We start from the raw sequence: 12,218 nt of genomic DNA, 5'->3' as shown, positions 1-12,218 counted from the left end.
TGTCGTTGCCGTCACCGCCGTTGAGGACGTTGGCGCCGCCATAGCCGGTGATGACGTTGTCCAGGCTGTTGCCGGTGCCGTTGATGGCGCCGTCGCCGGTGAGCTGCAGGTTCTCGACATTGGCCGCTAGGGTGTGGGTGATCGTGCTCTGGACCGTATCGGTGCCCTGGCCGGCGAGCTCGACGACCTTGTCGCCGGTGTGGTTGACCACATAGGTGTCGTTGCCGGCCAGGCCCTTCAGGGTGTCGGCGCCGGTGGTGCCCTTGAGGGTATCGGCGCCGGTGGTGCCGGTGATGTCGGTCGAGGGCGTCGGTGTGGGCGTCGGGGTAGGCGTCGGAGTCGGAGTCGGAGAAGGTGTCGGCGAGCCGCCGCTGTACTTATCAGGGGCCTGCGCGGGCGCTGCGCCGCTGGTCACCATCGCGTTGCTGCTCGACGCCGGTGTGTGCCCCTGGCTGTCGGCGCGGATATACTCATACCCGTAGCCGCCCTTGACCACATAGTTGTCGTGCCAGCTTACACCCGTGATCGCCGCGCTGCTCTTGGTGCCGTCGAAATAGAGCGGAAAGCCGCCGCCCGAGAAGTAGTTGTCGTGGATGTTGACGTTGCTGACCGCCCCGAAGGTGTTCGCCACGAAGATCGCCGAAACGCCCGTGTGGTCCGCGTCCTGGACAACCGTGTTGTGCACGACCTCGACATTGGCGTTGTCGCCGAAGATCTGGATGCCGTCGAAGTGAGCGCTGGACGAGCCCTTGAAGCCGTGCAGGTAGTTTCCTTCGATTTTGGTGGCGACGTTGCCTTCGATGTTGATGCCGTTCTCGCAGCCGTAGATGTTGTTGCCGACAAAGGTGCCGGCGCCGCCGATGCCGTTGAGCACCTGGCCCTGGCCATCGATCTCGCAGTTCTTCACCGTCACGCCCTTCAGGCCGTGATCGATGCGCACCCCATAATAGTTGTCCGACGTGATCTTGCAGTTCTGGATCGTTACGTTCTCGGCCCGGACCCAGATCTGGCCGCGCACGTCGAGATTGCTAAGAACCGTGCCGGCTTTGGTGACGATGATGTCCCCGGATGCCGTCAGCGTGACACCAGACGGCAGGCCCGTCGTCGATGCGGTCGGAAAGGTCATGGTAAATCCTTCGCTTAGTGAGTGTAAAAATGTGGATTGGGTAAGAAAGGCACTGGCTACGTGGCGAGCAGACTCACAAATCTGCACTTGGCCTTGTCGAGGAGGGCATCAGATCAACAAGTCTATGCGAGTATCCGAGTAGGCATGACAGCGACCGGGGCGCAGAGGTAAACCTCTGAACCGAAATCTCCGCAATAACCTGCTCTAGGCATATTTTATGAAGTTTTACTTCACTGAGGACTCAAGTGAAACTTGCCGACTGACATGCGCATGGACAGCAAAACTATTGGACACGAATTGCTGGCCATTTCCGCAAGTTGAGAAACGCGATACTTCTAGAATGGTCGCGAATTCAGTTGCGGAGACACGTACTAACGAGATGTGGTGTAAATAGATAAGTACATAACGCCCCTTGTGCCGTTTTGTCCAAGAGTATGAAGTTATGATGACTTGTGCCAAAATATCTTCATACGATTACACATCGTTACAAGATGTGATTACTCTACAATCTTATGAGAATCCCAACCGATTAAGCCGACGGGACTCCTAAAAGATGTGCCCTAAAGATCTTTGTCTTTCTGTGCACTGCTATCGAGTACACACTAGGCCTAACGTCAGTCTTGTGAATTTCGGCCACATGCTTGGTAAAGCACGCCACAACAGCAACGCCTCAGTGAATTGAGGCTACATTTTCAGGAAAACGTCATAAATATGGCGTGCTTTTGGCATCGTGACGTCGAAAGTCTGAGGATTGACTTCCCTATAGTGCGTTAGCAGACCGTATTACGTGAATTTCTTTGCAACGGGGACTGTCCCCTATTGATGGCGCAGCATCCAAAACCGTGGGCCTCAACGCCAAAGCAAGCACTCTGCGCTGCGCTTTACGCGAACGATGCCGGCGTTGGGATTATGAAGATTCGAACGGCAGGATTTTCGGAGGCTGCGCGAGCAGGGCACCCTCGGAGTTGGGGCAATGTTTTGACGCTCAGAGCGTCATGATGGCGAGTTCATCTCGCTTTGTTGCTGGCCCCCTCGTCGGGCGCGTGCTCCTCCAAATGACCAACAATCCTTGCAGGACAGCCCCACACCTTGGAGCCTGCCGGTACGTCGATGCTTACATAAGACATGGCGCCAATGATGCTCTGGCTTCCGATGCGAACGCCTCGCTTAATGACCGTATTCGGCCCGATATAGACCCCGTCGCCAATATGCGTTGGAGAATACTCGACTGGCTCCTGTCCCAATGTAATGCTCCGCCTTACCGTATCGTGAGAATAGATCTGCACTCCGGCGGAGATTGAGCAATGACTTCCGATCGTGAGCCCGCCCGAACCATCGAGAATGACGTTTGGTCCAATCCAAGTGTGATCGCCCACTTGAACTTCACCTAAAATGAGGACGTTGTCATAACAGGAGGAGCCCTCTCCAAAGCCATACTCGCGAGCGTTCTCCCAGCGATCGGTTATAAGATCTCCCCACGATACTCGCCTTTTAAATTCCGAGAGTTTTTCACGTTGCAGAGTTCTTTGAAGACCCCTTAGCTCTTTAAGCATATCGTGCTCCCGTAACATCAAAAGGCCATCAACGCTTTAAGCTGCCGTGAAATATGCAAAGGTCAACTCCCGCGACCACCTATTGCGTTCTCTCGACTATTTGCTTCGCCGCCAGCAAATCTAGCTTCGTTCGCCATCCGGGACTTTTTTGGATTAGTTCCGTCGAACCGGAATACCTGTCCAGCAACTGATTCACGCATTTGGGAACGCCAAAATTGATCTCATTATTGTAATTTCACTTCCAAAATCGGCGCCCGGATGAGTTTCTGTGAGAACAAAGAGCATATTTAAGCTTCTTGAGTGCAAATCTCCGACGCAAATAAGTTGAACTTAACAGCCCCTCATGCCCTGGCTGCTTCTGCTACGCCACAGGGGGTACATCTCATGACCAGGATCCTTCGAAGAAGATGACAGGCTAGCTTGTGTCATCAGTAATTCCTTACGGTCGATTCAATGCCATTAGTAAATGTCAAAACTCAAGACAGAGTTACTATCACTCATCCCGATTTAGTAAATTTGTATGGCTGTGAAATCGGATCTGAGACGAAAATCGGTCCGTTCGTGGAAATTCAGAAAAACTCCCGGATAGGGGCAAGATGTAAGATTTCGTCCCACTCCTTCATATGTGAAGGGGTCACGATAGAGGACGAGGTAATGATCGCGCACGGCGTGATGTTCACAAACGACCTCTATCCGCGAGCCATAACCGCATCGGGCGATATGATGACCGAGGACGACTGGGAGATAATCCCAACATTCGTCCGACGAGGGGCATCGATCGGATCAAACGCCACGATTCTCTGCGGAGTTACAATAGGTCAAGAAGCAATCGTTGGATGCGGCGCTGTCGTCACGCGTGATGTGCCGGACTTTGCCGTCGTTGCCGGCGTCCCTGCCAGGATCATCGGGGACAGCCGAAAGCAGTCGCAAAAGAAGCAGGCCCCACGACTACTCTCGTTTTAGCCGATCGCTCACGGAGATCAAAATGATTGGGATAGGAGTCATCGGTTACGGATACTGGGGCCCCAATCTGGCGCGATGTGCGTCCGAGTTGGATCAGTCAAGCCTCGTTTCCATTGCAGACTTTTCGCTCCCAGCAAGAAAGAGAGCGGCGTCGCGGTATCCTTCAGCGAAGATCGAGGAAAATTGGCAGGACCTGGTTAATGATCCGCGCGTCGATGCCGTGATCGTTGCGACTCCAACGCGATGGCACTTCGAGATCGCAATGGCGTGTCTTCATGCCAGTAAACATGTTCTGATCGAGAAGCCGATGGCTTCCACTTCCTGGGAGGCTGCCCTCCTTATCGAAGAAGCTCAGAAGCGTGGTTTGACACTGATGGTCGATCACACCTTCGTTTATACTGGCGCGGTTCAGAAGATTAGAAGTCTGATCAATGACGGCGCAATCGGTGACATCTACTACTATGACTCGACGCGCATCAATTTGGGCCTGTTTCAAACAGACGTGAACGTCATTTGGGATCTCGCCGTTCATGACCTTGCTATCATGGACTACGTTCTGGATGCGCGGCCGTTAGCGGTTTCTGCCACAGGAGCAGGACACATCCACGGAAGCCCTGAGAATATGGCGCACATCACGCTTTATCTTGAAGGTGGTGCAACGGCGCATCTCAACGTGAACTGGCTGGCACCCGTCAAGATACGTAGAACTCTCATCGGCGGCAGCCAACGAATGATTGTCTATGACGACGTCGAGCCGAGCGAGAAAGTAAAGGTATATGATCGCGGTGTATCCTTCACCGAAGACCCAAAGGGACCGAACGGTACCGATGAAATCCATCGTATGCTGCTGAACTATCGCATGGGCGACGTATGGGTTCCTCAGCTCTCCGTCAGAGAAGCGCTTCTCAGCGAGATCGAGCATTTCGTGAGTTGCATCGAGAGTGGCAATCGACCCCTGACGAACGGCGATAGCGGACTACGTGTCGTAAGCCTGCTTGAGAGTGCAACCCAGTCGCTGAAGAGACGTGGCCAGCCCGTAGAGCTGAGCCGAATGAAGGAAGCGTCATGATCCCATTCCTCGACCTTAAAGCCCAGTACCAGTCGATTCAGGAGCCGCTTGAGAAAGCCGTTCTCGCCGCGTTGCGGAGCTGTGACTACGTGCTCGGGGAACCAGTGGGAAGATTCGAGGCCTCCTTCGCCGAATATTGCGGTAGCCTCGAGGCCATATCGGTCAGTAGCGGTACGTCGGCGCTTCATCTCGCCTTATTGGCTGCAGGCGTCCAGCCTGGGGATGAGGTTATCACCGTCCCCATGACGTTCGTCGCGTCAGTTGCCGCAATCTTATATGCGGGCGGACAGCCAATCCTCGTGGATGTCGATCCAAGTACGTTCACGATGGACCCAAAAGCCTTTGAAGCTGCCATTACGTCCCGTACCCGTGTCGTCTTGCCAGTTCACCTCCACGGACGTCTCGCGAATATGGGAGAGATATGCGAAATAGCTAGTAGGCATGGCGTCACTGTTATTGAAGACGCTGCCCAGGCTCACGGAGCGGAAAGAAACGGGCGAAAGGCCGGCACCTTCGGGACGATGGGTTGCTTCAGTTTCTATCCCGGCAAAAACCTCGGTGCCTGTGGAGAGGGCGGCGCGATCGTAACGGACGATCCGGAACTTGCTGCAAAACTTCGGTGCCTGCGAGATTGGGGGCAGCAAGGCAAATATAACCACGTTCTTCAGGGATTTAATTATAGGCTGGATACAGTTCAGGCAGCTGCCCTCGAGGTTAAGCTGCGATACTTGGATGGATGGACACAAGCGCGAAGGCAAATTGCAAGCAGTTACGATACGTATATGTCGGATATGGGAATTGCCCTGCCTTCGTCAGAGGAGCGCGACCACGTCTACCATGTCTACGCTGTTCAAGTTCCGGAACGAGAACGAGTTCGGGCCACGCTTTCGGAAGCAGGCATATCGACGGGAATTCACTATCCATGCCCTGTTCACCGGCAGCCGGCATATGCGAAGGCGGTAGCAGGTCAAGGCAGTTTTCCTGTCTCCGAGCGTCTTGCAGAAAACTTTCTCTCACTTCCCATTTTTCCAGAGATGACAAGTCAACAGGTAGCAACTGTCGTTGATGTGCTCGGCAAGGCGTTGAAAGTTAGACGAGTAAAGGTTGCTTGAAAGCAAATTGTTCCGGATGTGAGCCTTAGGAATTCATCGGAGAAAGACATGCCTTCAGACTTTAATGTCCTGACAGGGAAGCGCGTCCTTGTCACCGGAGGGGCAGGCTTCATTGGTTCCCACATTGTCGATCAACTCGTCCAAGCCGGATGCGGTGAGATCATCGTTATCGACAATATGGTTCGGGGTCGGCCAGAGAACCTTTCAGACGCAATGGGTAGCGGACGCGTTCGTCTTATCGAAGGAGATATACGTGACAAAGATCTTCTGAGCGACGCCGTAAAGGGAAGCGATACGGTCTTCCACCAGGCAGCCCTCCGCATCACGCACTGTGCCGCAGAGCCGAAGGCCGCCATGGAGGTTATGGTAGACGCAACATTCAATCTGCTTGATCTTTGTGTGTCACATTCCATCCGGAAGATTGTTATGGCCTCTTCCGCATCGGTTTACGGGATGGCAGATGAATTTCCCACAACCGAGCGTCAAAATCCCTATAATAATCGTACGCTCTACGGTGCGGCGAAGGCATTTGGCGAAGGCCTGCTGCGATCCTACAACGATATGTACGGTTTAAGCTATGTTGCGTTGAGATACTTTAATGTTTTTGGGCCAAGGATGGACATTCACGGCCGTTACACGGAAGTGATGATCCGCTGGATGGAGCGCATAGCGGCCGGCCTTCCGCCTGTGATCTTCGGTGACGGGCAGCAAACCATGGATCTCATCCATGTAAAAGATGTCGCTCGTGCCAATATCCTGGCCGCAATCTCCCCAGCGAACGACGTCGCATTGAATATTGGCTCCGGAACGGAAACGTCTCTGCTAGATCTGGCGTATTGTCTCGCCAGGACGATGGGCCGCCCCGGGCTCGTCCCTGTTCATGAGGCGGAGCGAGCTGTCAATCCTGTGCCCCGCCGCCTAAGCGATCCTTCCGCAGCACAGCGCCTCATTGGCTTCAGAACTACGCTTGATACGGAAGCTGGCGTCGCGGAGCTGGTGAGGTGGTGGCAGGATCAGCAAACTGAACCCGAAATTCGAGGTGTGGCTTAATGATTCCCATAATGGCTCCGTTCGTCGGAGAAGCGGAGGCCCGAGCGGCATCCGCAGTCGTCATGTCAGGGTGGCTTTCGCAAGGTCCGGAAGTTGCAGCTTTCGAGAAGGAATTTGCTGAAGCCGTAGGATCGGAGCACGCATGTGCCGTTTCTAACTGCACGGTCGCTCTTCATCTTGCCCTTGTTGCCGTCGGTGTGAAGCCAGGTCACGAAGTCATCTTGGCGAGCCACACATTTATCGCTTGCGCCAATGCCGTTCGGCAGTGCGGCGCCACACCTATATTTGTGGATATCGACCCAGACACGTTCAACCTGAATCCCGAACTGGTCGCTGCCGCCGTCACGACGCGCACCAAAGCTATTATGTGTATCCATCAGATGGGGATGCCGTGCGACATGGCGGCTCTGTTGCCGATAGCGCGAGATCATGGTCTTGCCGTGATTGAGGATGCGGCCTGTGCCATTGGCTCGGAGATCCGCTTTGGCAACGAATGGCAGAGGATTGGCCGCCCGCTCGGGGATGTTGCTTGTTTTTCGCTCCATCCACGTAAGCTACTGACTGTAGGAGATGGAGGGGTCTTAACAACCAATAATGCGGAATTTGACCAGCTTTTTCGCCTCCTGAGGCAGCACGGCATGAGTGTGTCCGACTCTGTGCGCCACAATAGCCGTACGGTGATCGTAGAAGAGTATCCGCTTCCCGGATTTAATTACCGTCTAACGGATGTGCAGGCTGCCATCGGGCGAGCTCAACTGAAACGTCTTGACGACATTGTAAGACGAAGGCGAGAGCTCGCAGACGGATATTATAATATGTTGTCCGAGGTCCCTGGAGTCAAAGCACCCCAGGAGCCCGCTTGGGCTCGGACGAATTGGCAGAGCTACTGCGTCCGACTGCCCGAGGGTGCCGATCAACGAGACGTCATGCAGAAGATGCTCGACCAGGGTGTGGCCACGCGTCGAGGCATTATGTGTGCTCATCTTGAACGAGCATATTCCGATGCAGAGATTCGGTTCCCGCTTCCTGAATCCGAGAGTGCACATCGCGGCTGTATACTGCTTCCTCTCTTTCATCAAATGACCGATGAAATGCAGAGCCACGTTGTTCATTCCCTCAAAGAAGCGCTTTCCGAGATTTGACCTCGCCACGCTAAGCTCTGACGAGAAGAAATAGCTTTCTGCATAGCGCTTGTATGAAATACCTACTGCTTAGGCTCTCTATGCCCAAGCAGCAGGTGTAGTTGCGATCTGGAATCCACAACGCCCAACTGCCAACGCTCTGGGGGTTTGGTTAGCATGTCACGGTGGCAGTTCAGAAGCAGAAAGTACCGGCGTATTAACGATGAGAGACCTTTCGAGTGTATCTCTAGGGCTCCCTAATGCCCTCATCAAGTCCTCGGAGGAGTGGATAGAGGAAGTATGAGATCACGCTTCTCTTACCTACTTTGACTTCGGACTGAACAGACATTCCTGGCATGAGCCGAAACTTGTCGGAGACGTCATGCAGGCGTGTGTCATCGAGCGTTAGCCGGGCTTTGTACAGGAGTGCTCCATTTGAGTGTGAGCCTTCTTCCTTAGGATCCCCTGGAAAGGCGTCGCGACTGATGGTTCGGACAGTTCCAGACGCAGTGCCATGTTTCTGGAAAGGAAAGGCATCGAGCTTAATCCGAGCGCGCTGCCCAGCGCTGATGTGCCCGATATCCTTAGCTTCAATTGATACCTCGGCTTCAAGGGGAACATTCGACGGAACCAGAACAAAAAGTGGTTCGGCCTGGCGCATAACCGAGCCCACCGAGCGCTGAGCAACCTCAAGCACCACGGCATCTGCCGGAGACGTCAGAGAAACCAGATTACGGCGCAGCTCGGCTTTCTTCAATTCTTCCGTGAGGGCATCACGCTTACCTCTGGCGTCTATCAGCGATTCCAATGTCGCACGAATAAAATCGTCCACGAACTCCTGGCGTTGCGCCTTGGCCTTCTCGAGTTCATGTTTCGCTTCGACCTGGGCGCCTTTTGTACGTGTGAGGGTCGCTTCTACATCGAGTCTCATGTCGCGAGCCTGTAGAAGATTCAACTTCGAGCCGGTCTGATGCTCCAGCAACACGGTCCGCATTTCCTCGATATCTTGAATGCCTCTCAGCCTTTGTAAGAGAATTGTCTCTTCCTGACGACCCTTATTGAGATTTGCCTCCGAACGCGCGATCTCCTCTTCCAAATTCCGCAGGCGACTGTCTCTGAAAGCCTTTCTTTGAATGAACAGTCTTGCTTCCACGAGCTGCTCGGCGCTTTTGGGATCTGACGGAATATAGGACTGATCGGAGAGCTCCGCTTCCAAACGTCGAACCATGGCATCGGCACTATTGAATCTTGCCTGAAGTTGCTGAACGTCTGCTTCTGTAAAGGTCGGATCGAGAACAGCCAGAACCTGCCCGGCCGCGACACTGTCGCCTACCTTGACCTTTAGATTTCTGACAACCGAGTTTTCGAGCGGTTGAATGATGATGTTGGGTTCCGTCGTGATCAACTTCCCCTTGGCAACGACAATCTCATCGATCTCCGTAAGACTCGCCCAAGTAAGCGCCATCGCAATAAGGGCGGTTGTTGAATAAAGCGTAGCGCGTGCCACACGTGGCGGTAGGCGCTCTTCAACCTCGATGGCATCGGGCTGAAACTCCAACACGAATGCCGGCTGCCGTTTCGACGACGCCGTCAGAGCCCGCGAAGCTGGCAACACTCTGACATCAGTTTTGTCGCGTCGGGCGGGGATCATGCGGCCTGCCTCGTCTGCTGATTCCACAGATGCCGGTACGTCGTACACGATGTCAGAAGCTGTTCATGCCTGCCCGCAGCGATGAGGTGGCCGCGCTCGACAACAAGGATCGCGTTGGCGTCTACGAGCGTCGATAGGCGATGAGAAACGATCAAAACAGTTCTACCCTCCGCGATCCTGCGAAGATTCTGACGGATGATCATTTCGCTGTCTGGATCGAGAGCGCTCGTCGCTTCATCCAGGATCAGAAGGCGCGGGTCGGTTACCAAGGCTCGGGCAATAGCAAGACGCTGCCTCTGTCCGCCAGACAAGTTATCCGCGTTCTCTTCTAGAATCGTATCAAACCCTCGCGGGAGACGTTCGATGAACTCCTCCGCTCCTGCGGCTTTCGCGGCAAGTGCGATTTCTTCAAACGTCGCGGATGGCTTCGCGGCCGCAATGTTCTCACGGATAGTTCCACGGAAGAGAAAGTTGTCTTGGAGAACGACGCCGACACTCTTCCGGAGGTGAGCGAGATCGAGTTCTCTGATATCATATCCGTCAATGCGGATAAGACCTTTCTGGACAGAGTAGAGGCGTTGGATCAATCGGGTAATAGTGGTTTTTCCAGATCCGCTCCGGCCAACGATTCCCACAATACTCCCGGCATCAATCGTGAACGACACATCATTGAGTGCCGGAGGCCGATCAGGCTGGTACCCGAAGGAAACCTCATCGAACTGAATTTGCCCTTGTAAGGGCGGGCAAAGCCCTCGATGAGTTCCGTCGATTTCAGGCGACTTGTTCATCACTTCTCCCAGCATGCGAACTGAAAGAGCAACCTCCTGATATTCGTGTGCCATCGTCAGAATCTGTACAAGGGGGCCAGATACTCTTCCGGCTAACATGTTGAACGCAACGAGAGCGCCGACCGTCATTGAATGATCGAATACATCAAGCGCTCCAAGGGAAATGATCGAGACACTCATCAGTTTCTCGAGCACGCCCGTTACGCTCTGCGCTACAGCTGATATTCTTTCTACATTGTACCGCATAATAACGGCCTGAGCAGAAGAATTGTCCCATGTTTTCCGATGCAGTGGCTCCATGGCAAGAGCTTTAATCGTCCGCATTCCGTGGACAGCTTCGACAAGAAGCGCCTGCCTCTCGCCTTCGGCCTCATAAAGGGATTGCAGCCGGCGACGGAACGGTCCAATGAGGAGGCCGATCGCGAGTGCAACGCACGCCGTGAACGCAAGGACCACAAGGGTTAACTTCACGCTGTACAACAGAAGCACAGGCAGGAAGACCAAGAGTGATAGACCGTCCAGTATGGACGTGAACAAACGTCCGGTCAGAAACTCTCTTATGCGTCCCGCCTGCTGCATATGCTTGACCAAGATACCAGCAGGAATCTTCTCAAAGTATCCCATCGGAAGAGACAGCAAATGGGCAAAGGTGCGGACGGCGACTCGCATATCAATGCGATTGCTGGCGTACAGGAGAAGGTAACGTCTCAAGAATGTGAATATTGCGTCGAATATGAGAGCGAGAGCGACGCCCCCCGCGAGTACATATAATGTGGCATAAGATTCATGCGTAAGAACTTTGTCGATCACGAGCTGTGAGAATATCGGAACCGCGAGGCCCAAGGCATAGAGAACAAGCGCCGCTGCGATGACATCGCCGAAAAGCCGCCGTTGACGGAATAGCTCAGGTGCGAACCAAAGAAAGCCAAAGGGCCGGGTTGGATCTTTAAAGCTCTTAGGAGCCGGCTTAACGAGAATTATTTCGCCCTGCCAAGCTTTGCAGAAATCTTGCTCTGCTAGAATAAGAGGCTCTGGGCGAAGAGCCTTAGGATCCAATATGATAACTTTGTCGTTTTGGTCCTCGGTTTGAACCCCTGCGACGACGACCCAGTTACCATTTGAAAGCCGCGCAATGGCGGGAAAAGCCTCCCGCAGGTTCAGCAGCTGCGACCAGGTTAGCTTGACCTTTTTTGCTCGAAGGCCGGCCTCACGCGCCATGCGCAGCAAAAGCTGCCAGGAAACAGGCTCGTCTTGCAGAGCATACGTATGAGCAAGCTGTTCGGCAGACAGGTCAGCACCGTAGTGCCGTGCAACAGCGACGAGACAGTGCAAACTTGTTTCGACTTCTGCACCCACTGGACTTACTCTTTGTCAGGATGAGAAGTTCGGAGAGGAATTACGCAAACCCTTTATAAAGGGTAATGTCTCGCCATTTGTAGAGGGCTGGCTTTCTTCTCTTTGAGGGGCAGTATCTTGCTTGATAACTCCTGCCTCGATCAAACCTTTCAGAGCTTTTTGCAGTAGTTCAACGGAATTGGCAAAAGCGTCGACCGGCATGACGATGCGCTGCCTGAAAACAGGTTTAGGATTGTTCTTTGCATCTCGTTCTGCTGGCGAAAGGCTCATTAAATCAATACGGACAATTGGACCGGTAATCGTAATTTCTGCAATACCGTCGGAATATACTTCTTCCTGCATAAGTCTGTTCCTTACCTGTGCGGCAATTCAATTGAACTGCTATCTGGGTCGGGATCCAACGGGGCATTAGAGGTAGTGTTTATTTTA

General features: G+C 53.7%; 10 protein-coding genes. 5 read left to right on the top strand and 5 right to left on the bottom strand.

The window, feature by feature from the left end; all coding sequences use genetic code 11:
• Together LJD17_RS20995 and LJD17_RS20990 are read right to left on the bottom strand one after the other, a co-directional pair.
• Positions 1 to 1,126 (bottom strand): right-handed parallel beta-helix repeat-containing protein (locus LJD17_RS20995; RefSeq protein WP_227386149.1); only part of this gene is annotated, 1,126 nt, incomplete at its 3' end.
• Between the two features lie 1,007 nt (positions 1,127 to 2,133).
• Positions 2,134 to 2,679, bottom strand: a complete 546-nt coding sequence (locus LJD17_RS20990) for an acyltransferase (protein ID WP_227386148.1) — start codon at positions 2,677 to 2,679, stop codon at positions 2,134 to 2,136.
• A gap of 453 nt (positions 2,680 to 3,132) precedes the next feature.
• On the opposite strand from LJD17_RS20990, the gene LJD17_RS20985 reads away from it, so the two are divergent.
• The 5 genes from LJD17_RS20985 (at position 3,133) to LJD17_RS20965 (ending at position 8,015) form a co-directional block, all read left to right on the top strand.
• Positions 3,133 to 3,642 (top strand): acyltransferase, encoded by a 510-nt coding sequence (locus tag LJD17_RS20985; RefSeq protein ID WP_227386147.1) that lies wholly within the window; start codon positions 3,133 to 3,135, stop codon positions 3,640 to 3,642.
• A 22-nt stretch (positions 3,643 to 3,664) separates the two neighbouring features.
• Positions 3,665 to 4,711, top strand: a complete 1,047-nt coding sequence (locus tag LJD17_RS20980; RefSeq protein WP_227386146.1) for a Gfo/Idh/MocA family protein — start codon at positions 3,665 to 3,667, stop codon at positions 4,709 to 4,711.
• Positions 4,708 to 5,823, top strand: coding sequence for a DegT/DnrJ/EryC1/StrS family aminotransferase (locus tag LJD17_RS20975; RefSeq protein ID WP_227386145.1), 1,116 nt, complete (start codon positions 4,708 to 4,710; stop codon positions 5,821 to 5,823). Before LJD17_RS20980 ends, LJD17_RS20975 begins: the two co-directional genes overlap by 4 nt.
• Positions 5,824 to 5,892: 69 nt before the next feature.
• Positions 5,893 to 6,873 carry an SDR family NAD(P)-dependent oxidoreductase gene (locus LJD17_RS20970; RefSeq protein ID WP_227386155.1) on the top strand — a complete coding sequence of 327 codons (981 nt, stop codon included), beginning with the start codon at positions 5,893 to 5,895 and terminating at the stop codon, positions 6,871 to 6,873.
• A complete protein-coding gene (locus LJD17_RS20965; protein WP_227386144.1) occupies positions 6,873 to 8,015 on the top strand; it encodes a DegT/DnrJ/EryC1/StrS family aminotransferase in 1,143 nt (380 codons plus the stop codon). The genes LJD17_RS20970 and LJD17_RS20965 overlap by 1 nt, the downstream gene beginning before the upstream one ends.
• A 226-nt stretch (positions 8,016 to 8,241) precedes the next feature.
• On the opposite strand, the gene LJD17_RS20960 is transcribed toward LJD17_RS20965, so the two are convergent.
• Genes LJD17_RS20960 through LJD17_RS20950 form a run of 3 tightly spaced genes read right to left on the bottom strand, consistent with a single transcriptional unit; the run spans position 8,242 to position 12,131 of the window.
• Positions 8,242 to 9,645, bottom strand: a complete 1,404-nt coding sequence (locus LJD17_RS20960; RefSeq protein WP_227386143.1) for an HlyD family type I secretion periplasmic adaptor subunit — start codon at positions 9,643 to 9,645, stop codon at positions 8,242 to 8,244.
• Entirely contained in the window at positions 9,642 to 11,789 is a 2,148-nt protein-coding gene (locus LJD17_RS20955; protein WP_227386142.1) for a peptidase domain-containing ABC transporter, read from the bottom strand. The genes LJD17_RS20960 and LJD17_RS20955 overlap by 4 nt, the downstream gene beginning before the upstream one ends.
• 15 nt (positions 11,790 to 11,804) lie before the next feature.
• The gene (locus tag LJD17_RS20950; protein WP_227386141.1) at positions 11,805 to 12,131 is read right to left on the bottom strand and encodes a hypothetical protein; all 327 of its coding nucleotides are present in this window, start codon (positions 12,129 to 12,131) and stop codon (positions 11,805 to 11,807) included.
• Between the last annotated feature and the right edge of the window lie 87 nt (positions 12,132 to 12,218).

The organism is Microvirga rosea, assembly GCF_020595095.1.
In the GTDB taxonomy this organism is placed as follows: Bacteria; Pseudomonadota; Alphaproteobacteria; order Rhizobiales; family Beijerinckiaceae; genus Microvirga; species Microvirga rosea.
Note: the sequence above shows the minus strand (reverse complement) of the source record. Positions and strands in the feature narration are given on the sequence as shown.

Coding starts and splice junctions, on each gene's coding strand:
- LJD17_RS20950 (WP_227386141.1), bottom strand. CDS start 12,131: ATGCAGGAAGAAGTATATTCCGACGGTATTGCAGAAATTACGATTACC.
- LJD17_RS20960 (WP_227386143.1), bottom strand. CDS start 9,645: ATGATCCCCGCCCGACGCGACAAAACTGATGTCAGAGTGTTGCCAGCT.
- LJD17_RS20985 (WP_227386147.1), top strand. CDS start 3,133: ATGCCATTAGTAAATGTCAAAACTCAAGACAGAGTTACTATCACTCAT.
- LJD17_RS20975 (WP_227386145.1), top strand. CDS start 4,708: ATGATCCCATTCCTCGACCTTAAAGCCCAGTACCAGTCGATTCAGGAG.
- LJD17_RS20965 (WP_227386144.1), top strand. CDS start 6,873: ATGATTCCCATAATGGCTCCGTTCGTCGGAGAAGCGGAGGCCCGAGCG.
- LJD17_RS20990 (WP_227386148.1), bottom strand. CDS start 2,679: ATGCTTAAAGAGCTAAGGGGTCTTCAAAGAACTCTGCAACGTGAAAAA.
- LJD17_RS20980 (WP_227386146.1), top strand. CDS start 3,665: ATGATTGGGATAGGAGTCATCGGTTACGGATACTGGGGCCCCAATCTG.